The sequence below is a fragment of the Marisediminitalea oceani genome (assembly GCF_003731635.1).
Lineage (GTDB): Bacteria > Pseudomonadota > Gammaproteobacteria > Enterobacterales > Alteromonadaceae > Alteromonas > Alteromonas oceani.
In genome coordinates this window covers 40,929-61,679 of sequence record NZ_RCUA01000078.1, presented here as the reverse complement: position 1 = coordinate 61,679, position 20,751 = coordinate 40,929, and the positions used below count along the sequence as shown (strand labels likewise).

The 20,751-nt window shown below is 50.4% G+C and carries 18 protein-coding genes; 13 read left to right on the top strand and 5 right to left on the bottom strand.

What is annotated here, in order from left to right; all coding sequences use genetic code 11:
- Positions 1 to 10: 10 nt before the first annotated feature.
- Positions 11 to 754, bottom strand: coding sequence for a YciK family oxidoreductase (locus D9T21_RS19690; RefSeq protein WP_123326894.1), 744 nt, complete (start codon positions 752 to 754; stop codon positions 11 to 13).
- Between the two features lie 343 nt (positions 755 to 1,097).
- Between D9T21_RS19690 and D9T21_RS19685 the strand changes: the two genes are divergently transcribed.
- The 5 genes from D9T21_RS19685 to D9T21_RS19665 all read left to right on the top strand — a co-directional run bounded on the left by D9T21_RS19685 (position 1,098) and on the right by D9T21_RS19665 (position 7,016).
- Positions 1,098 to 3,671, top strand: a complete 2,574-nt coding sequence (locus D9T21_RS19685) for a VolA/Pla-1 family phospholipase (RefSeq protein ID WP_123326893.1) — start codon at positions 1,098 to 1,100, stop codon at positions 3,669 to 3,671.
- 167 nt (positions 3,672 to 3,838) lie between these two features.
- The gene (gene sohB / locus D9T21_RS19680; RefSeq protein WP_123326980.1) at positions 3,839 to 4,861 is read left to right on the top strand and encodes a protease SohB; all 1,023 of its coding nucleotides are present in this window, start codon (positions 3,839 to 3,841) and stop codon (positions 4,859 to 4,861) included.
- Positions 4,862 to 5,503, top strand: a complete 642-nt coding sequence (locus D9T21_RS19675) for a TetR/AcrR family transcriptional regulator (RefSeq protein WP_105935101.1) — start codon at positions 4,862 to 4,864, stop codon at positions 5,501 to 5,503.
- Positions 5,504 to 5,506: 3 nt separating this feature from the next.
- Complete coding sequence (locus tag D9T21_RS19670; protein ID WP_206427309.1) at positions 5,507 to 6,259, top strand: Nif3-like dinuclear metal center hexameric protein; 753 nt, start codon at positions 5,507 to 5,509, stop codon at positions 6,257 to 6,259.
- Between the two features lie 10 nt (positions 6,260 to 6,269).
- Positions 6,270 to 7,016 carry a methyltransferase gene (locus D9T21_RS19665; protein WP_338134024.1) on the top strand — a complete coding sequence of 249 codons (747 nt, stop codon included), beginning with the start codon at positions 6,270 to 6,272 and terminating at the stop codon, positions 7,014 to 7,016.
- Here the strand turns inward: D9T21_RS19665 and D9T21_RS19660 are convergent.
- Entirely contained in the window at positions 7,013 to 8,026 is a 1,014-nt protein-coding gene (locus D9T21_RS19660; RefSeq protein ID WP_123326891.1) for a 2-hydroxyacid dehydrogenase, read from the bottom strand. The genes D9T21_RS19665 and D9T21_RS19660 overlap by 4 nt on opposite strands.
- Before the next feature lie 145 nt (positions 8,027 to 8,171).
- Between D9T21_RS19660 and D9T21_RS19655 the strand changes: the two genes are divergently transcribed.
- Positions 8,172 to 9,038, top strand: a complete 867-nt coding sequence (locus D9T21_RS19655) for an NAD(P)-dependent oxidoreductase (RefSeq protein WP_123326890.1) — start codon at positions 8,172 to 8,174, stop codon at positions 9,036 to 9,038.
- Here the strand turns inward: D9T21_RS19655 and D9T21_RS19650 are convergent.
- The gene (locus D9T21_RS19650; protein WP_123326889.1) at positions 9,035 to 10,693 is read right to left on the bottom strand and encodes a response regulator; all 1,659 of its coding nucleotides are present in this window, start codon (positions 10,691 to 10,693) and stop codon (positions 9,035 to 9,037) included. The genes D9T21_RS19655 and D9T21_RS19650 overlap by 4 nt on opposite strands.
- Positions 10,694 to 10,902: 209 nt before the next feature.
- Between D9T21_RS19650 and D9T21_RS19645 the strand changes: the two genes are divergently transcribed.
- From D9T21_RS19645 to mmsB, 4 genes are read left to right on the top strand one after another with little or no spacing between them, the layout of a single operon-like run.
- Positions 10,903 to 12,393 (top strand): CoA-acylating methylmalonate-semialdehyde dehydrogenase, encoded by a 1,491-nt coding sequence (locus D9T21_RS19645; protein ID WP_123326888.1) that lies wholly within the window; start codon positions 10,903 to 10,905, stop codon positions 12,391 to 12,393.
- A gap of 11 nt (positions 12,394 to 12,404) precedes the next feature.
- Positions 12,405 to 13,559, top strand: coding sequence for an acyl-CoA dehydrogenase family protein (locus tag D9T21_RS19640; RefSeq protein ID WP_123326887.1), 1,155 nt, complete (start codon positions 12,405 to 12,407; stop codon positions 13,557 to 13,559).
- A 9-nt stretch (positions 13,560 to 13,568) separates the two neighbouring features.
- Positions 13,569 to 14,684 carry an enoyl-CoA hydratase/isomerase family protein gene (locus tag D9T21_RS19635; protein WP_123326886.1) on the top strand — a complete coding sequence of 372 codons (1,116 nt, stop codon included), beginning with the start codon at positions 13,569 to 13,571 and terminating at the stop codon, positions 14,682 to 14,684.
- 2 nt (positions 14,685 to 14,686) lie between these two features.
- Positions 14,687 to 15,577: a 3-hydroxyisobutyrate dehydrogenase gene (gene mmsB / locus D9T21_RS19630; protein ID WP_123326885.1), complete on the top strand. Its 891-nt coding sequence runs from the start codon at positions 14,687 to 14,689 to the stop codon at positions 15,575 to 15,577.
- Positions 15,578 to 16,049: 472 nt separating this feature from the next.
- Here the strand turns inward: mmsB and D9T21_RS19625 are convergent, their stop codons facing one another.
- The gene (locus tag D9T21_RS19625; protein ID WP_123326884.1) at positions 16,050 to 17,564 is read right to left on the bottom strand and encodes a DUF3413 domain-containing protein; all 1,515 of its coding nucleotides are present in this window, start codon (positions 17,562 to 17,564) and stop codon (positions 16,050 to 16,052) included.
- A gap of 5 nt (positions 17,565 to 17,569) precedes the next feature.
- Positions 17,570 to 17,791, bottom strand: coding sequence for a YejL family protein (locus D9T21_RS19620; protein WP_105935111.1), 222 nt, complete (start codon positions 17,789 to 17,791; stop codon positions 17,570 to 17,572).
- Positions 17,792 to 17,928: 137 nt separating this feature from the next.
- Between D9T21_RS19620 and yejK the strand changes: the two genes are divergently transcribed.
- From yejK to D9T21_RS19605, 3 genes are all read left to right on the top strand, one after another.
- Positions 17,929 to 18,969, top strand: a complete 1,041-nt coding sequence (gene yejK / locus D9T21_RS19615; protein WP_123326883.1) for a nucleoid-associated protein YejK — start codon at positions 17,929 to 17,931, stop codon at positions 18,967 to 18,969.
- Between the two features lie 106 nt (positions 18,970 to 19,075).
- On the top strand, positions 19,076 to 19,951 hold the full coding sequence (locus D9T21_RS19610) for a 6-carboxytetrahydropterin synthase (protein WP_123326978.1): 876 nt from the start codon (positions 19,076 to 19,078) through the stop codon (positions 19,949 to 19,951).
- Positions 19,947 to 20,750 (top strand): M23 family metallopeptidase, encoded by an 804-nt coding sequence (locus tag D9T21_RS19605; RefSeq protein ID WP_241155771.1) that lies wholly within the window; start codon positions 19,947 to 19,949, stop codon positions 20,748 to 20,750. Before D9T21_RS19610 ends, D9T21_RS19605 begins: the two co-directional genes overlap by 5 nt.
- The last annotated feature ends 1 nt before the right edge of the window (position 20,751 follow it).

Genomic DNA, 20,751 nt, shown 5'->3' with positions numbered 1-20,751 from the left:
GAATAGCGGGTTATTTAGGCTGACAATCCAGTGACTGACCGTTTACCTCCTGGCTGTCTGAACCCATCAGGTATAAATACAGCGGCATAATATCGGCCGGGGTTTTCAGTGTCTCAGCATCTTCGGCCGGGAATGCTTTAGCCCGCATAGCTGTGCGTGTGGCGCCCGGATTAATACAGTTAAACCGCAGAGGTTTGTTCTTGTACTCATCGGCTAATACCTGCATCAGGCCTTCAGTGGCAAACTTCGATACCGAATAGGTGCCCCAGAACGCGCGGCCTTTGCGACCCACTGAGGAACTGGTAAAGATGACCGAAGCGGCCTCGGCCTTGAGTAATAGTGGAAGTAGTGGCTGCAGCATATACATGGCGCTGTTGAGGTTTACCTGCATGACCTGTTGCCACTCATCCACTGGTATCTGAGCGAAGGGACTTAAGTGACCAAGCTTGCCGGCATTAAATAATATGCCATCGAGCACACCAAACTGGTCGCTAATGGTATTTGCCATATCCTGATAATGTTTCGGGGTAGCGCCATTTAAATCCAGCGGTATAATCGCTGGCTCGGGATAACCGGCCGCGACAATCTCGTCGTACACTGCTTCCAGTTTGCTAACCGTTTTACCCAGCAGAATGCAGGTAGCGCCATGGGTAGCATAGCTGATTGCAGCTTGTCTTCCGATGCCGTCACCGGCGCCAGTAATGAGAATGGTTTTACCACTGAGTAAGTGGTCCGGTGCGATGTAGTCGTTCATAAATCAAGTTTCCTGCTAAACTTTCTCATCATACCCAGCATTTAGGGCGCAAAAGTGCTGTGATGATACAAATATCCTGTTTTATGTAAACCGATTCTTTTACGTAGTTGAAATAAGTTACTACGATAGGTGTATAAATTGACGTTTTTACAGTTATTTACAAGAATGGGTTACAAAAAGTTAACAATATTTTGCAAAATCATCGTAAAGAAAATAATATGTGTTTAGTAACTGGTCGTACTTGTTCGATATTTGCCCAGCGATCAAGGTATTTAGCCTTCACAAAAGCTGTCGGACTTATCATGAGCCAGAATAACAAAAATCCGTTTTGTAGGGAGATATAATGAAAAAACTAATCCTTAGCACCAGTGTGGCCTTGGCACTGGGGTTAGCCGGTTGCGGTGGCGGTGAGTCCATTGACGACATTAATAACGAAACCCAAGTCGACACGCCATTTTCTCGTATAGTATTTGACCCGGCCAACGGCGAGCTGAATATTCCAAACGATTTATTAATGTTACCTGGTGATGATGGCTTCTTTGACTACACACTGAACATTCCGGTAGCCGATCCAACAGATTTCGGCGACCCCCAGAATGCCCTGAATATTCTTGATGGCTGGTCTATTCAGCATCCTTTTGCCATTGATGTGCAAACCTCGGCAGGTGTGGCACTGGACGCTTCTACCTTGTCGGCCGGTATCCATTTATTTGAAGCAACTCTAGGCCTTGATCAGAGCGACCCTGAGTGTGCGGCGGCAGCCATCCCTTCATCTGGCTGTAAGCTGGGCGATCAGCTCACCTACGGCGTTGATTACGTATTGTCACTGGTTGATGACGACACCGTAAGTGTTGTGCCGCTTAAGCCGCTTAAACCAGCTTCTGGTTACATGCTGGTAATGACCACCGATCTAAAAGATACTTCAGGTAAAGCAGTGCAGGGGTCTACTACCTGGGATCTGGTGCGTCAGGATATCAACACTGCACCACTGGCTACCGAAGATCAGCTGACCTTACAAACACTGGTAAACTCCTATATCACCCCACTACTTGGTGCGGGTTATGAGCGTGAAGACATTACTTATGTGTCTGCGTTCACAACCCAGTCAACAGTAGATGTGATGGGCACGGTTAAGCAACTGCTGGTTGCCGATCTGGTACAAATTCTTACCACCGGTCAGGGCAATCCGGCTACGGCTCTGCCGATTGTTCAGGTGCAGGATGCAGCGGGTCCGGACAATGCCATGGAAGCACTTGGCCTGATCAGCAGTGCAACGCTTGATGGTGCGCTGGCATTGGCCAAAGAGGGGCAATCGGCTCAGGTTCAGGCGGCTATCGATGCCACTGATTTCAGTTTGCTACAAACCTGTGATGGCATTTTTGGCACCTTATCCGGTCAGCTAAGCGCTTACTGGGGTGGCATGGAAACCGTCGCTGCGGGAATTTCACAGTCTTTTGCTGCCGAAGCCGGCCCATTCTGTGCGGCTCAGCGCTACACTGGTTCTGTTTCGCTGCCGTATTATCTGCCGGTTCCGTCGATGACCAATCCACTCGCGCCGGTTAACGACTTCTGGCATGCTGCCTGTGACAGCGGCATCGTGCTGGCTGGTGCACCGGCTGAAGTACTGGCCATGGCTGAGCCTGGTCCGAACTACGAAATGTGTACCCAGGTTGGCTTGTCTGATCTGCGTGTGAACGGCGAAATGATTGATGATGCGCGTAACGTTACCCGTTACAGCCCCATCCCGCAAACCACCATTGCGGCAAACCCGCTGGAAGTACAGGTCACTATTCCTGATCCGGCCATTGCTACTGCCCTGGGATTCCCAATCAGCAAACCTGATGCCGGCTGGCCGGTAGTTATGCTGGTGCATGGTATTACCGGTACAAAAGAGCAAATGATGGCTATCAGCGGTACTCTGTCTCTGCACGGTATTGCTTCTGTTGCCATTGACTTACCTTTACATGGTAGCCGTGGCTTTGATGTAAACGGTGATGGCACCGATGATATCAGTGCAACCACGGTATCACCAACTCACTTTATGAATCTGGCTTCACTGCCTACTGCTCGAGATAACGTTCGTCAGGGCATGGCCGATCTGCTGGGCTTACGCCTTGGTTTAAATGCTGTAGCGGATATGACGGCGACACAGGCCATTGATCTGGATGTGTCAAAAGTGTCTGTAATGGGCGTTTCACTGGGAGCCATTACCGGCGCTAACTTTGCTGCTATGGCAAACAGCTCTCTGGGTAATGATACCCTTGACGGCATGTTTGCTATTAACGCTGCCTCACTGGAGTCACCGGCCAGTGGTATTGCTACCTTCCTGATGGAGTCACCGGACTTCGGGCCGTTAATTAAAGCCCTGTTACTGAGTGAATCGTCGGAAGACTTTGTTGCTTACGTTGGCCAGGTTTATGGCGAAAACGCCACAGAAGCCCAGCTTCGTCAGGCCTACACCGATTTCGTAGCACTGCTGGATGCTGATGCCAGAGCAGAAGTTGAAGCGTTGTTTGCGCAGTTTAACTTTGCCGCCCAAACCATCCTCGACGCCGGGGACCCGACTGCTTATGCCGGAATGCTTGGCGCTACCACACCAGTGCACTTTATGTCGGTAGTGGGTGATGGTGGTGAGAATCTGCCGGATCAGGTTAACCCTGTTGTGACTTCACTACCGTTAGCGGGTCAGCACCCAATGGCTGCAATGATTGGCCTTGAGCAGGTGACTTCTACTATCTCCTCGGAGACGGGGACGGTAAGTGGCCAGGTACGTTTTAACAGCGGTGCGCATGCATCCAGCTTAAGCCCGGCTGCCGACCCTGCGGTTACCCGCGAGATGCAATTGCAGGTGGGTGGTTTTATCAAGTCTGAAGCACAGGCATTACCCATCACTAATACTGATGTGGTGGCCAACTAATACTACTTCACCTACGTGATTCCAATAAAGCCAGCTTAGCTGGCTTTATTTTTGTCTGGCGCCGGAGCCACAGCACGCTGAATAGGCTTTGTGTATCGTCAGCGAAGACGATCACTGGTATGATTCAGCTTGAAAAAATCAGACAAACAATAACACAAGAGGCATTTGTGGAATTCTTATACGAATACGGACTATTTTTAGCAAAGGCAGTCACACTGGTTGCCGCAATTGTGATTGTTCTGGCCCTGGCAGCAGGTGCTGCGGCAAAACAAAAACAAGGTAAAGGGCAACTGGAAATTCATTCAGTGAGTGAGCAGTTAAAAGACATCACGCACTATGCTCAACAGGTGACGCTGGACAAAGCCAGCCTGAAGAAACTGGCTAAAGAACAAAAGAAAAAGCAGAAAGAAAATAAAGAGCCGGCAGAAGACAGCGGTAAACTCTTTGTTATCGACTTTAAGGGCTCAATGGACGCCCATGAGGTAGAAAAACTGCGCGAGGAAGTTACGGCCGTGTTGTGTATTGCAACCGAGAAAGACGAAGTGCTGGTTAAAGTCGAAAGTGGCGGCGGCGTGGTGCATGGTTACGGGCTGGCCGCTGCGCAGCTGCAGCGTATTCGTGATAAAGGCTTAAAGCTTACCGTTGCGGTTGATAAAGTGGCTGCCAGTGGTGGTTACATGATGGCCTGTGTGGCCGATCATCTGGTGGCCAGTCAGTTTGCCATTATTGGTTCTATTGGGGTATTAGCTCAGCTGCCTAACTTCCACAAGTTACTGAAGAAGAATGACATCGATTACGAGCAGCACACCGCCGGTGAATACAAGCGTACGCTCACGGTATTTGGGGAAAATACCGATGAAGGCCGGGAAAAATTCCGCGAAGAGCTTGAAGCCGTGCATGTGATGTTTAAGGACTGGGTCAGCACTAACCGCAAAGAGCTGGATATTGCCAAAGTGGCAACCGGTGAATACTGGTATGGCAGCCAGGCGCTGGAGTTGGGCCTGATTGACGGCATCAGTACCTCTGATGATTACATCATGAGTGTTTACCCGGAGCGCGATATTTTTGCGGTGAAATTTATGCAAAAGAAAAATGTTGCCGAAAAGCTGGGGATGTCTTTTGCTCAGGGCGCAGAAAGGGCGGCAATGCGTATGGTCAGTCAACTTCCACAATGGTTTAAAAAGTCGTAAATGAGTAAGCAAACCAAAGCGCGAATTATTGAAGCGGCCGAGTACCTGTTTGCATTACAGGGCTACGGACAAACTTCGATGCGTGAAATTACCGCCCGGGCCGACGTGAATCTGGCCTCAGTGAATTACCACTTTGGCAGTAAGAAAAACCTCATTCAGGCGGTGCTCAAGCGTTACTTTGATGTAATGATGCCGCAAATTGATGAGGCGCTGGCGAAGTTGGTTCCCAGCGTGGGTCGAAAAGGCGTGGATCAGGTGTTGCAAAACCTTAAGGGGCCGCTGCTTAACCTCAATGCGGTGCAGCCCGATGGCACCGAAATGTTTGTGCAGTTGCTGGGTAAGGGCTATACCGAGTCGCAGGGCCACCTACGCCGCTTTATCATGGGCAGCTACGGTGAGACGGTCCAAACCATACTGGCCATGTTACGCACCGCATTACCAGCAATCCCGGCCGATGAATTATTCTGGCGCTTGCACTTCGCTATTGGCAGCTTTGTGTTTTCCATGGCATCGAGTCAGGCGCTGAAAGACATTGCCAAGGCGGACTACCAGCAAGACATCGATATTGCCGATGTGATTGAACATCTGTTTCCATTCGTTGCCCAGGGGATCAGCGGCGACGGCTATCAAAACGAGGGATAAATCGTGCTGACGACTCAACTTGTTGATTATCTGAATAAGGAATTGCAGGTCGCGACCATCAAGGATTACTGTCCGAACGGCTTACAAATTGAAGGTTGCGAGGATATCCGGCATTTAGTGACCGGCGTTACCGCCTCTCAGCAACTTATCGATGCCGCCATTGAGGCCGGTGCCGATGCCTTGCTGGTCCATCATGGTTATTTCTGGAAGGGCGAGAGTGAGCCACTGGTTGGCATGAAAAAACGCCGCATTGCCAGTTTACTGGCCCATGACATTAACCTGCTGGCCTATCATTTACCCATTGATATGCATCATCAGTGGGGCAATAACGCACAGCTTGGTGCCTTGTTTGAACTTAGCAACGTTGTGCCTTTGGAAGCCGTAAGCCCAGCGGGTATTGTTTACCAGGGCGAAACTTCAACCACTCTCGGTGAACTATCTGCATTAATCGAGCAAAAGCTGGATAGACCCCTGGTAGTCTGCGAAGGCAAAGCGGATAAGCCGGTTAACAAGGTTGCCTGGTGTACCGGCGGCGGACAAGGTTTTATCGAACAGGCGGCAATGGCCGGTTGCGATGTATTTATTACTGGTGAAGTGTCGGAGCAGACCATCCATATTGCCCGCGAAATGGGCATTGCCTTTATTGCTGCCGGCCATCATGCTACCGAGCGCTATGGCGTTAAAGCAGTGGGTGAGCACCTGGCAGGTGAGTTTGGCCTGAAGGTAACCTTCATCGACATTGATAACCCGGCCTGAGAAGACCCTGTTGAAAGATCAATCCTTTAATGGCCTGGCGGAAAAGTTTAACCGTAATATTTACGGTACTACCAAAGGCCGTTTACGCCATCAGTTGCTCTGCGATGTGTTAAGTGAAGTGCTGGCCGAAGAGCCGGCGCAAAGCATTATTGAACTGGGCGGTGGCACAGGCGTGATGTCTGCTTTTCTTGCCGGGCTTGGTCATCAGCTAACGCTGACTGATATTTCAGAAGATATTTTAACTATCGCCCGTAAGCAACTGGATGCCGGTATCGCCGTCAGGCAGGCCGACTTATTCGACATCGATGACCTCGGCGAGTTTGATGTAGTGGTGTGCCATGCCGTGCTGGAATGGCTGGCCAGGCCCTTTGAAGCACTTAGCGTACTGGCTGATCGTATGCGGCCGGGCGCGCGGCTCAGCCTGACTTTCTTTAACCGCGATGCGGCGCTGTTCAGTAATGCTGTGTACGGTAATTTTGAGTACATTGCCCGCGGTATGAAAGTGAAAAATCAGGTGCGCTTAAACCCTCAGCAGCCGCTGGTGCCCAGAGAAGTTATCGCTGAAGTACAAAACCTTGGTTTTACAGTGCACTCAATGCGCGGAATTCGCTGCTTTCATGATTACCTTCGTGACCGTGACATGGCAGATTCCAAATACGAGGAACTACTGGCCACCGAACGTCAGTATGGTCACCAGGAGCCGTATTTATGGCTGGGCAAGTATTTTCACCTGTGGCTGGAAAAACGGCCGGATTAATCCGGCAGAACCACAAAGCGGCTGTCGTCGGCCGTACCATTGTTAAGCGCCAGAATATTCTGCAGTGTCACTTCGGCAATCTGATCAAGAGCTTCAGCAGTAAAAAAGCCCTGATGGCCGGTAATCAACACATTGTGAAAGGTCTGCAGTCGCTCAAATACATCGTCCTGAATAATTTCGCTGGAATGATCGCGGAAAAACAGTTCTGATTCCATTTCATATACGTCCAGGCCCAGGTAGCCAATCTTGTGTTTTTTCAACGCTTCAATAACCGCGTGAGTGTCGATCAGGCCACCGCGTGAGGTGTTAATCAGCATCACCCCATCGCGCATGCTGGCCAGTGACTCGGCATTAATAAGATGATGACTCTGTTCATTGAGCGGACAATGAAGGCTGATAATATGGCATTCCTTAAACAAGGTCTCGAGACTGGTATATACCACTCCTTGTTTAATCAGAGCGTCATCAGGGTAGGGATCGTAACAATAAATCTCACAACCAAAGCCAGTCAGTAAACGTGCCAGTGCGGCGCCGATATGGCCGGTTCCTACAATTCCCACTTTTTTGTTATGCAGGGTAAAGCCCAGCAGACCGTTAAGGTTAAAATTGCCTTCCCTGACCCGGTTATAAGCTTTATGGGTTTTGCGGTTCAGCGTCATGATAAGCGCCAGAGCATGTTCGGCAACAGCCTCCGGCGAATACGCGGGTACCCGTGAAACGGCCAGTCCCAACTCTTTGGCGGCAGCGGTATCAACGTTATTGAATCCGGCGCAGCGCAGTGCGATATGTTTAACGCCCTGATCGCTTAACTGGTGTAAAATCGAATTGTCGAGGCAATCGTTAACAAAAGCACAGAGCACATCGAAATTCTGGCACAGCGAGACGGTCTTCGGCCCCAGGGAGGTTTCAAAGCTGGTCAAATCAATCTGCTCATACAGCGGATGCTGTTTAAATGATTGAATGTCGTAGTGCTGCGCACTGAACATGGCAACGCGTGGTGTAGGAGTCATTAGCAATCCCGTTGTCTTTCCCTGTACTGCTAATACTATTAGGATGCGCCCTACAGTCAAGTTAAGCTTGCTTCAATAAATTGTCAGCGTGTTACACTTGGCAGCGCGACATTCTTCACCTTGATTCGGGGACTAAGGAAAAATAATGAAAGTGAGTTTTATTGGTTTGGGCGTAATGGGATTTCCCATGGCCGGGCATCTGCAATCCAACGGGTTTGACGTGTGTGTATATAACCGCACTACCAGTAAGGCTGAAAGCTGGCAGAGTCAGTATGGTGGGCGCATAGGCACCACACCTTGCGCAGCGGCAGAGGGCGCCGAACTGGTGTTTTTATGTGTAGGCAACGACGATGATGTTCGTCAGGTGGTTTATGGCGAGTCAGGCATTCTGGCTGGCACCAGTGCGGGTACTTTGGTGGTTGACCATACCACAGCGTCAGCCGAACTCGCCCGTGAGCTGGCTGAGGCCTGTGCAGCACAGCAGGCTGGCTTTCTGGATGCGCCGGTTTCAGGCGGGCAGGCTGGTGCAGAAAATGGCCAGCTAACGATTATGGTTGGTGGCGAAGAGGCCGACTTTGCCCGCGCGCAGCCGGTTATGGATACTTACGCCCGTCACAGTCAGCTGATTGGTGGTCACGGCAGCGGCCAGCTGGCTAAAATGATGAATCAGATTTGCATTGCCGGGATTGTTCAGGGCCTTGCCGAAGCCCTGCACTTTGGTGAGCAGGCCGGGCTTGATTGTGGCACCGTAATCGATGTTATCAGTAAAGGCGCTGCGCAGTCGTGGCAAATGGAAAACCGTGCTGCAACCATGATCAAAGGAGAGTATGAGTTTGGCTTTGCGGTTGACTGGATGCGTAAGGATCTGGCGATCGCTCTGGATGAAGCTCGTAAAAACGGGTCGACGCTGGCCCTGACGGCGCTGGTTGATCAGTATTATGCTGACGTGCAAAAAAGCGGCGGTGGGCGCTGGGATACGTCGAGCTTATTAACCCGTTTGCATCAGGGTTAAGTCGGGGTTACCGGGTTGGCGGCGCTGGCGTGAGTTGCTGCCATCAATACCTCATTAATTTGCGGGTATTTCTTTTGTAATCTGGCAAAACGCTGCTGGTTAGTTTCAGACAGTTCACTGTGATGAATTTGCTGAACCAAATCATTCAGCAGTACACTGCGGTAGCTACTTTGTTGTTCTACCAGCAGTGTTTGCAACATGTTGAGAGCAATCGCCGGCAATGACGGGCGTAGCTGAAGGGCATGATAGAACGCGGCAAGCGCTTCCTGATACGCTTCTTTTACGAACAATTGCTGCCCCTGTTCGTTAAAGACATCGGCACGGCTGTGGGCCAGGCCAGATTCTTTTTCTGCATTAATTAACCTGCTTTGCAGCGTTTGCTGTTCTGCCGGCATTTCTCCCAACTCACTTTTTACTTTTGCCATATCAAGTAAATACAACGCCTGAGTTTCATTGCCCAGGGCACTAAACACTCTTGCAGCTGTAATTAACGTGTTTGCAGAACTGCGATTAAATACCTGCATGTGTTCACGTTGAGTGAGACTTCTGGCTTTTTCACCCTGATCTTCCAGCACATAGCTGTAGGCCAGTAAATAATCGTGGCGCTGTCTGACCAGTGAGTCGCCCTGGCTGCGTGCCGCTACACCGGCTAGTTTTCTGGCCTGGGTGAGACTCTCACCACGGTTATTCATCGGACTATTTTGGGCAATGCTCAGGTAAAATTCGGCCAGTTCAAAGGTGAACTCGTCGAAGCGCTCTTTGGTAGAGCGGTTATATTCACGTTTTTTTTGCAGTAAATCGATACTTTCTACGACCCGGTTTTGCTTCTGGTAGGTCATCGTTTTCAGCCGGGTAGCCGGCAGGCTGAGTTCACTGTCCTGAATGTGATCCAGGTAGTATTCGGTTTTCTCATAAGCCGCTTGCTCAAAAGACAAACACGCCAGCCATTCAAAGGCTTTGTCGCGGGTCAGCAGGGTATCGAGCATGGCATCCAGTGATTCCTGGCAGTCCGGCCAGTTACCCATTAAAAACTGACATTTTAATTTGCCCCACTGAGCCCAAAGTACCTTATCGGATTGTTGTAGCACCCGCTGATAAATATCGAGCGCCTCGGTATATTGATGAACCTGTAATAGCAGCCTGGCCTGAAGTTTTTCCAGGTCGGAGCGCAGTCTGGCCGACAGCGGTGCCTGAAGTTGTTGCCGGACCTGACTAATAGCCCGATCGCAGTAACCATCATCAAGGTACATCAGCGCTTTACTGGCTTGCTCGCGATACTCAAGATAATGATTCAGTCCGCGTTGCAGTGAATTGATGGTGTAGGGCTTGAGTAACAGCAGGTCGGGGTGAATGTCGATAATCTGGCCAATGGTCTGAGGCATTCTGTCGGCGGTGAGAAAAATGATGCCGGTACTCGGGCGGATAAAATCAGCCTGTCGCAGGGCTTGCACCCATTCAACCCCGTTACGGCGCTGGCCAAGATGAAAATCAAAAATTAGCAGTTCGAAATGCTGCTTGCGCAATACGTTTTTTAACTCACTGCCGGTGCTAAAACTCGCCACCTCCAAATTACCCATGGTAATCAGATGGCTACGAATGGTGGCCCGGGCCGTCGCATTATCTTCGATAATTGCGACTCTGATTTTTTGCACCATTCATCTACCGCGTTCGTCAGTGTTACCTGTGTTAAGCATATCAGCAGGGACCTAAAATAAAAGCGTAAATTCAATAATAGGTATGGTTATGACTAACAATGTCACAATTTATTTACATTGTTAACGCAGCTTTCACGCCTCCTTACGTTTACGTAAACGGAGTCATGCTATAGCGTTAGGATAAAACTAACGACAGAGAATAAACGGGAATGCAAAACGTTAAACTATTAATCGATGGCGAATTCCGATCTTCCGCCAGTCAACACATGATTGATGTCACCAATCCTGCCAGTGGCGACGTAATCGCCCGCGTACCAGATGCATTAGCAGAAGAAACCGAACAAGCAGTAGCTGCCGCTAAAAACGCCTTTAACAGCTGGAAAAATGTGCCGGTAACAGAGCGTGCGCGGGTGATGATGCGTTATCAGGCCATCCTTAAGCGTGAGCAGGAACGCATTGCTAAAGTCCTTGCCAGTGAAACCGGCAAAGTGTTTGATGACGCCATGGGCGATGTGTGGCGCGGTATTGAGGTGGTTGAACAGGCCATGAATGCGCCCAGTATGATGATGGGCGAAACGGTAGAAAACGTTGCCCGGGGCATTGATACGTACAGCGTTGTTCAGCCTCTCGGTGTTTGCCTGGGCATTACGCCGTTTAATTTTCCGGCCATGATCCCATTATGGATGTTCCCGCTTGCGGTGGTGTGTGGGAACACTTTTGTGCTCAAACCTTCCGAACAGGATCCGCAAACACCGGTATTACTGGCCGAATTATTCATGGAAGCCGGTGCGCCGGCTGGTGTGCTGAATGTGGTTCACGGCGGTCGTGAGCGGGTTGACCAATTGCTTAATCATCCGGATATCGCAGCGGTTTCTTTTGTTGGCTCAGTACCGGTAGGTAAACACGTTTATCAGACGGCGACCGCTAATATGAAACGCGCCCAGTGTTTCGCCGGTGCCAAGAACCATACCGTAGTAATGCCTGACGCTAATAAACAGCATGTGATCAATAACCTGGTTGGCGCTTCCGTAGGCGCAGCCGGACAGCGCTGTATGGCTATTTCGGTAGCCGTGTTCGTCGGCGATGCACAACAGTGGATTGACGAACTGGCCAGTGCCATCGCCGAAGTGAAACCCGGCGTATGGGATGATAAAGAAGCCGGCTTCGGGCCGCTTATCAGTAATGCTGCTAAAGAGCGCGTGCTGGGTCTCATTCAGTCTGGCAAAGAAGAAGGCGCTACCTGTCTGGTAGATGGCTCAGAATGCACGGTGGAGGGTTACGAACAAGGTCACTGGATTGGCCCCACAGTATTCAGTGATGTGACGACCACTATGCGCATTTACCAGGAAGAAATCTTTGGCCCGGTGCTGTGCTGCCTGTGTGTGGATTCACTGGATGAAGCGCTGGCTATTGTTAACGACAACCCTTACGGTAACGGTACTTCGATTTTCACCGCCAGTGGTGCAGCCGCGCGTAAATACCAGTCTGAAGTCAGTGTAGGTCAGGTAGGGATTAATGTACCCATTCCTGTGCCGCTGCCGTTCTTTTCGTTTACCGGCTGGAAAAACTCCTTCTTCGGCGATCTGCATGCCTACGGCAAGCAGGCCGTGCGTTTTTATACTGAAACCAAAACCATCACTTCGCGCTGGCCGGAAGACAGCATTCCGGCCGGTCCGAACCTGACGATTAATTTACGCTAGGGAGACAGTCAGTGGATTTTAATCTAAACGAAGACCAACAGGCTTTTGCTGATGTGGCAGCACAATTTGCCAGACAGGCTTTGGCGCCATACGCCGCCCAGTGGGATAAAGACCACACCTTTCCGGTAGACACTTTACGTCAGGCCGGTGAACTCGGGTTCTGTGGGCTTTATACCCCGGAAGAGGACGGCGGACTGGGACTCAGTCGCCTCGACGCATCGATAATCTTTGAACAGCTGGCTATGGGCTGCACTGCCACTACGGCCATGCTAACGATTCATAATATGGCTACCTGGATGCTGGCGTCTTATGGCCAGGCGGCGGTGAAAGACACCTGGTTACCGGATTTGGTTAGCGGCAATAAGCTGGCTTCCTATTGTTTAACCGAGCCTGGTGCCGGTTCAGATGCGGCCAGCTTAACCACCAAAGCAGAGCGGCAGGGTGATCAATACGTACTCTCTGGCAGCAAAGTCTTTATTTCCGGGGCAGGCAGCACCGACTTACTCATAGTGATGGCCCGTACCGCCAATAATGGTGCGAAAGGGATTTCTGCGTTCGCAGTACCTGCAGACGCTGCAGGTATAAGCTACGGTAAACCGGAAGAAAAAATGGGCTGGAATGCTCAGCCCACGCGGATGATCACCTTTGATAATGTGACCATTCCGGCCAGTCATTTACTCGGTGAGGAAGGTCAGGGTTTTACTTTTGCCATGAAAGGGCTCGATGGCGGCCGGATTAACATTGCTACCTGTTCTATTGGTACGGCGCAACAGGCGTTAAATACCGCCCGCGATTACATGCATGAGCGACAGCAGTTTGGTAAGCCACTGGCCGCATTTCAGGCGCTGCAATTTAAACTGGCCGATATGGCAACTGAATTGGTTGCGGCCCGGCAGTTAGTGCGGCTGGCTGCATTCAAGCTTGATGAGCATGATCCCCAGGCGACGGCTTATTGTGCCATGGCAAAACGTTTTGCAACCGATGTAGGCTTTACGGTGTGTAACGAGGCACTGCAGATCCATGGTGGCTACGGGTACATTAAAGAATATCCGCTGGAGCGCCATGTGCGTGACGTTCGGGTCCATCAAATTCTCGAAGGTACCAACGAAATTATGCGCTTAATTATCAGTCGAAGCGTGCTGCAGGAAGGTAGCGAACTTGTTTAGGAGAAAACGGTGACAGATAAACTACAGAGCAGTCTTATTCCGACCCGCTGTGGACGCCAGATTGGTCATCTGCAGTTAAATAAGCCAAAAGCGCTTAACGCGCTGGATCTGGATATGGCCATGGCGATGCAGCAGCAACTGGATGCCTGGCGAACGGATGACTCCGTGTTAATGGTGGTGATAAGCGGCAGTGGCCCCAAGGCATTTTGCGCCGGCGGCGACATTGTCTCCATGTATCAGGCTATGCAGTCGGCGGCTAATCAGATCCCGGCGTTTATCGCTGAATTTTTTGCCACTGAATACCGTCTTGATTACACCATTCACACCTACGATAAACCGATTATTGCCTGGGGCGAAGGGATTGTGATGGGCGGTGGTATCGGCCTGCTGGCTGGTGCCAGCCACCGGTTATTGACAGCTTCATCGAGGCTGGCCATGCCTGAAATCACCATTGGTTTGTATCCCGATGTCGGAGCAAGCTATTTTCTGTCTCGTGCGCCAGGTCAGAGCGGATTATTCGCCGGGCTGACAGGGGCGTCGTTAAACGCTGCTGACGGACTGTTTATTGGCTTAGGCGACTACATCATGGCTAATGAGTTTTTGCCTTCACTGCTACAAGCGCTTGGTGACACTCAGTGGCAGGACGGGCAGGTGACTGCTCAGTTAGATAAGCTATGTGAGCGTTACCAACTAAGCGCCGATGAGCGGCCTGAGGCACAACTAGCCGTTCATCAGCACAGTATTGATGAGACCCTGCAGGGCTGCACAAGCGCTAGCGAGGCGGTAAAAGCGATACAAGCCATGCCGTCTGCTGAGGATGAGTGGCTGAGTAAAGCGCAGTATTCGCTGAGTAAAGGTTCGCCGATCACCATGCACCTGGTCTGGGAGCAAATCCGGCGGGGTAAATCGCTTTCGTTGGCTGAATGTTTTGAGATGGAACTTATTATGTCATGCCGCTGCGCCGAGTCCGGCGAATTTGCCGAAGGCGTAAGAGCGTTACTTATCGACAAGGACAAACAGCCCAAATGGCGCTTTGCCGATGTAGGCAGCGTCTCTGAAGACGTTGTTGAGCTGCATTTTACCAGCCCCTGGGAGCAATCCCCGCTAACACTATCCGGAGAATAATCATGACACAAATTGCCTTTATCGGATTGGGTAATATGGGTGGGCCTATGGCCCGCAACCTGTTAAAACATAATCAGCATGTTACGGTGTTCGATCTGATGCCGGAAGCAGTTGATGCATTGGTAGCAGCCGGAGCACACAAAGCAGGATCACCGCAGGAAGCGGTAGCTGGCGCTGATATAGTGGTAACCATGTTACCCGCCGCAGCCCATGTTAAATCCCTTTATCTGGGCGAAGACGGTTTGCTGGCTCATGTTGATAAAAGCGCGTTGCTGATCGACTGCAGTACCATTGATGCGCAAAGCGCAATCGCAGTGGGAGAACAGGCTAAGCAGGCAGGCATTGCCTTTATTGATGCGCCGGTGTCCGGTGGCGTTGGCGGTGCAGCTGCCGGCACGCTGACGTTTATTATGGGCTGTAAGGAAGCGGATGTTGAACGGGCCAGGCCGGTGCTGTCGATGATGGGGGCAAACCTGTTCAGAGCCGGTGATCTGGGGGCCGGGCAAATTGCCAAAGTCTGCAACAATATGTTGTTGTCGGTCCTGATGGCAGGCACGTCCGAAGCACTGCAACTGGCCATTGCTAATGGCCTCGACCCCAAAGTGATGTCAGACATTATGCTGCAAAGCTCGGGCTGCAACTGGACATTACAAAAATACAACCCTTGCCCGGGTGTGATGGACAACGTGCCATCTAGCAATGATTATCAGGGCGGCTTTATGGTTAAACTGATGAATAAAGATCTGACCCTAGCCATGGATACCGCTGCACAGGTTGGCGCAGCTACACCTATGGCCTCTGCGGCGCAGGCGCTGTATCGACTGCATCAGGGGCAGAGCAACAACGCCGATAAAGACTTTTCAAGTATCTTTAATTTGTTTGCCAGGGACTAAACTGTTTTATAAGCAGATTTAACGTGACTGTCCACTGCCTGGAGAAATCGGTTTAGACCTGAATTTTAAAATTGCTCTTTAATTTTATTCGAAGAAAGAACAATTTTTGCGCCCTTCTTCAGTGTTGTCATCGTCACTGGCAGACATAACAAACCAGAAGAATCATCATGGATGAGGATTCAGTCGATGCGGCACATGGATGTGCTGTCATTGACGGTCTGGTTTGTTCTGTCAGGGACGATGATGCTTTTCACTGTTAAGGGCTGCGGGGAGTCCAGAGTGGTTCACGGTCACCGGGTCGCACAACACCCTTTGGTCGCTGTCGGCGACTCCGACATAGAAGTATAGACAACTGCCTTGGCGTGCCGTGATTACCACAGGTAAAACCCTACCAATGATAATATCTAATCATTGACAAGGTAGCTTAATGATAAAACCAAAATAGCAGCCAACTGGCTGCTATTTTTTTGCTTTACTGTGAGAACCGGGTGAGGTGTTTAATTGCCCGGCTGAGTAAATCAACATTGAGCGCATCGTCGCTGCGCATCTCATTGCTGATATGCGTGATATCGTAACTACCGTTACTTAATACGTCGATACGCTGGTCGTTGAAGAACACCACAATCTTTTCACCAGAGGTACTGACTAACCAGTCACGCTTTGGTGATAACAGATTCTGACCGGTGGAGTAAAACTGTGAAGGCGCGCTACAACCCATTGCATTGAGCAGGGTTGGGACCAGATCTTCGGTACTGGCCAGTTCGCTGTTAACCGCTAAATTGGTGTACAGCGTGCCTTTGGATTGCTGATAACCCGTAGCTACCATCACCATTGTGTTGGTTAAATCGCTGCGCTGCAGTAAACGGGTGAGCGCACCACCGTCGGCAAAGGCCACCACAATATTAGCTGAGCCGGTTAACCGCTCACTAAAGGTAAGCTCGGTAAACTGCGCTTTAAGCTGAGCGTCTGAGTTGGCGTATAGCTCGGTGCTCAGACCATAGGCATCACTTAAACCAAACAATACCGGTTGGGTGGTTTTCAGACTTTGCTGATACAACTCCGGAACCCCGTAAAGCGTACTGGTGATTAAGCCGCCCATGGTGGTTGAGGTGGTGAAGTAATTGTCGATATGTCGAAGGTCCGCTTCTTTCATCGCCTGGCTGATATCCGCGTCGTCAATCTGTACCAATAACAGCGCTTGTCTTTCTGGTTCCAGTGCGCAATATACCGGATCCGACGGGTAATTAACCTGATGAATATCCGGGTCAAACTGCAATTGCTTGCGCTGTTCGTAGCGTTCGATATCGAGCAAACCGTAGCGTGACATAGTGGTTTTTGCCGTCGCCGGATAGGACAGCGGAAACATGTTGTCCTGTTTAATGATTGGCTGATAGAGCTGGGCATCGGCCCAGACGTGAATAGCATGGCCAGACACAAAACACACCACAAAAAAGCTCACCACCCGGCGGCCAATACGATAGTGCATTAAGCGGTCGATACGCTTCCAGACGGCGTTAGCCAGGATTAACTGAAAACCAAACCACACCACAAACAACAGCAACAGGTACAAAAACTGTTGCCAGCCAAACTGAAACAGCTGGGCTTCGGCTTCGTTCTTTATCAGGTAGGCGGAGTTATGACTTAAATGAAAACCGGTGCGGTTATACAGCAGCGCATCAAAGGCCATTAACGCCAGCCCGAGCGCTGACACAGCGGAGGCAATGGTTTTTATTACGCGCTGGGAAACATCCAGGTAGCACAGCGGCAGAATAAATATCACAAACCCAAAAAAGGTTAAAAAGCTGATGTGCCCGAACCAGTTTGCAAAAAGGTAAAAGGTACCCAGTACCGTACCCGGCGCAGGTGAAGAGATAACAAACACAGAGGCAATAATTATGGCGATGACTATATTCGCCAGTGCAAACCAGTGACCCCAGTTAACCAGTTTTGTTACCCGTTGACGCCTTGGGGATTCTGCTAAAATCATGGGGGTCAGGCCGTTCCTTTCACGCTTTTTACCAGCACGCTGGCAAACTGTTCAACCATCGCTTCGCGATTGGCAGGGGGTACCTGATGCTCAAAAATATGAGAAATTACATTTCCCAGTACCATTAAAGAAAGATCACGACTTGCGCCGTGTTTTTCTAGTACCATAATAACGTCGTTCATCAGACGTTCGAATTCAGCATCACTGTATCGGCTTTGTTGGGGCATTTTACGCCTCTTATCGTTAAATCGCTTGAAAAAGCAAAGTTTTTGGCAATAAAGCGATTATAATCGTTGTGCATCTGATAACAATCATTCATTCAAAAAACTGCATCATTCATCAACGAATTGGACACTGGTAATTCATGAGTATATTGATTCATCATTTTGTCGTGCATCAGCTTATCGTTAATAACGAAGGTAAAATGCAATTGATCCCCCGCGAAGGCTGCCTGCCGGTAACGCCGGCGCTGGAACAACTGGGCCAGCAATTACATCACACCTTTGTGAGTAAACCAGGCAAAGGGGTAGGACATTTTATTGAAACAGAACAAGAAGATGCCAGCTTTGCTGAATCGTTAAACGGCTACACGGCCCACCATGAAGCGTCGCCTGCAGACAGCGACTCAGTATTTGTGCCTTTTACCAAAACCGCCGGTGATCTGCTGCTGAAATCGCTGGTTGATACCGGTCAGGTAGAAACCGGGTTTGTGCTGTTTGTACATTATGAATATCTGGCCACTCAGTATCTACTGGTTACGTTGCTGAACACCAAGGCCCACGTGGAGATAAACCAACAGCTGGAACTAAACAGCCGTGAGCATCTGGATCTGGCTAAAATGCAGCTGGCGGTGCGGATTGATTTAACCCAGTACCGCATTCAGCCGGAACAACAGCGCTACGTGAGTTTTATAAAAGGGCGCATGGGGCGCAAGGTTTCTGACTTTTTTATGCAGTTTGTTGGCTGCGAGGAAAAGGTCGATGTAAAACAGCAAAATAAACAGCTCATAAGCTCGGTAGAAAACTATCTGGCCAGTGAGGGACTGGATGCCGAAGAGAAAACCGCGCATCGCACCGAAGTCTCCAACTACTTTAAACAGCAGATAGACAGTGGAGACAGCATTAGAATTAGCGAACTGGCCGAAAAGTTACCCCGTGATGAAGATAACCAGCGGGACTTTGCCCAGTTTACCCAGGGGCTGGAAACACCCATTGAGCCTGAAGTCCAGCCAGACCCGGCAGCAATTCGACAACTGGCGAAGTTCAGTGGTCAGGGCGGCGGCGTGTCGCTGAGTTTTGACCGTAAATTACTGGGTGACCGTATTATCTATCACCCGGATTCCGATACGCTGACGATAAAAGGGATCCCGCCTAACTTAAAAGACCAGTTAAAACGCAACAGCTAAGCTAGCTAGTGGTACAGTCACTTTACTATCGCTGGTATACTAAGTGGATTATTGGGCGTCTCGCAGTCTGCGAGCCGCCAACCTGTTAAAGATTAAACGAGATACAATGCAATTATTTGTAAACGACCTCACCGTCATGGACTTCTCTTACCTATGCCCTGAGCGTGGCATGGTTGGCGAGAGCTGGATTGTGGATGTGCTGCTGGATGGCACCTTGAATGAAGAAAGTATGATCCAGGATTTTGGCGTGGTGAAAAAGAACCTGAAACGCCTGATCGACGGTTATATCGACCATAAACTGCTGGTACCGGCAGAAAGCGAACAGGCACATATCCGCCGTGATGAAGACTCAGAACAAGTAGAAGTTCGCTTTGACCTGCCCGATGAGCAGGCCATTCAGATGTATTGCCCGGCGGAAGCCTACGCGTTTATTTATGCGCCGACGATCACCATGGACTCGGTAAGTGAATATCTGCGCGAGGTGATTGCCACCCATTTGCCGGATAACGTGGACAACCTTACCATTAAGCTACGCACGGAAGTCATTAACACACCGTTTTATCACTATACCCATGGGCTAAAAAAGCACGATGGCAACTGTCAGCGGATCGCACATGGCCATCGCTCGCGGGTTGATATTATCACCAACGGTAGTGAGGATCTTGAAAGCGAAGCTTATTGGGCCAAGCGTTGGGAAGACATTTATATTGCTTCCCGGGAAGATCAGATTAGCGCCGATGCGCTGCAATGCCAGCATCGCTTAGCAAACTACGATGCTCATGTGTGTTTTGCCTATGAGGCGGCCCAGGGCTATTTTGAAATTGTGTTGCCTGAATCAATTTGCGAAATCATTGATACTGATTCAACCGTAGAGTGCCTTGCGCAATTCATTTACACCCAGCAAAAACAGCGCCTGCCAGATGATAGCTGCTGCGTGATGGCTTACGAAGGGGTTGGCAAAGGAGCCATGGTAAGTGATTAAGCTTAAAAGCTTACTGCTTGGCTTGTTATGCATTAGCAGTGCGTTACAGGCACTTGAACTGCGCGGTGAGTTAACCCAGGGCAGTTTATTGCGCGGCGAACTTATGCCCGGTAGTGAGATGTGGCTGAACGATGAGCCGGTAAAAGTACTACCAGACGGTAATTTTGTGGTGGGCTTTGGCCGTGATGCCAAACTCACTCAGGCGCTGCGCTGGCAAACTCCCGAGGGAGAAGTACAAACCCGCGAGATCACCCTGACCGCCCGTGAATATCCCACACAACGCATTGAAGGCGTACCGCAAGCCATGGTTACGCCGCCTAAAAGTGTGCTGGAGCGCATAAAGGATGATAACTGGCGGGTTGCCAAAGCGCGCAAAACCAGTAGTGAGCGAACAGATTTTGCGGTGGACTTTATCTGGCCAGCCGAGGGGCCAATTACAGGTGTTTACGGTAGTCAGCGCGTATTTAACGGTGTGCCCAAGCGTCCGCATTATGGCGTAGATGTTGGCGCGCCAACCGGTACCCAGGTGATTGCGCCGGCCGGTGGCAAGGTTACTCTGGCGCACCCGGATTTATATTACTCCGGCGGCACCATTATTATCGACCATGGCCTTGGGGTTAACTCAACCTTCTTGCATTTGAGCAAGCTCACGGTTAAGCCCGGTGACCTGGTGGAACAAGGCCAGAAAATTGGTGAGATTGGCGCCACGGGCAGGGCAACCGGGCCCCACCTTGACTGGCGCATCAACTGGTTTAGTGAACGCCTCGATCCGGCGTTGCTGGTTCCGCCTCGTCAGTAAT

What these genes read in the sequence shown, in the direction of transcription:
- D9T21_RS19690 (WP_123326894.1), bottom strand. Translation starts at nt 754, where the DNA reads ATGAACGACTACATCGCACCGGACCACTTACTCAGTGGTAAAACCATT.
- D9T21_RS19685 (WP_123326893.1), top strand. Translation starts at nt 1,098, where the DNA reads ATGAAAAAACTAATCCTTAGCACCAGTGTGGCCTTGGCACTGGGGTTA.
- D9T21_RS19675 (WP_105935101.1), top strand. Translation starts at nt 4,862, where the DNA reads ATGAGTAAGCAAACCAAAGCGCGAATTATTGAAGCGGCCGAGTACCTG.
- D9T21_RS19660 (WP_123326891.1), bottom strand. Translation starts at nt 8,026, where the DNA reads ATGACTCCTACACCACGCGTTGCCATGTTCAGTGCGCAGCACTACGAC.
- D9T21_RS19655 (WP_123326890.1), top strand. Translation starts at nt 8,172, where the DNA reads ATGAAAGTGAGTTTTATTGGTTTGGGCGTAATGGGATTTCCCATGGCC.
- D9T21_RS19650 (WP_123326889.1), bottom strand. Translation starts at nt 10,693, where the DNA reads ATGGTGCAAAAAATCAGAGTCGCAATTATCGAAGATAATGCGACGGCC.
- D9T21_RS19645 (WP_123326888.1), top strand. Translation starts at nt 10,903, where the DNA reads ATGCAAAACGTTAAACTATTAATCGATGGCGAATTCCGATCTTCCGCC.
- mmsB (WP_123326885.1), top strand. Translation starts at nt 14,687, where the DNA reads ATGACACAAATTGCCTTTATCGGATTGGGTAATATGGGTGGGCCTATG.
- D9T21_RS19625 (WP_123326884.1), bottom strand. Translation starts at nt 17,564, where the DNA reads ATGATTTTAGCAGAATCCCCAAGGCGTCAACGGGTAACAAAACTGGTT.
- D9T21_RS19620 (WP_105935111.1), bottom strand. Translation starts at nt 17,791, where the DNA reads ATGCCCCAACAAAGCCGATACAGTGATGCTGAATTCGAACGTCTGATG.
- yejK (WP_123326883.1), top strand. Translation starts at nt 17,929, where the DNA reads ATGAGTATATTGATTCATCATTTTGTCGTGCATCAGCTTATCGTTAAT.
- D9T21_RS19610 (WP_123326978.1), top strand. Translation starts at nt 19,076, where the DNA reads ATGCAATTATTTGTAAACGACCTCACCGTCATGGACTTCTCTTACCTA.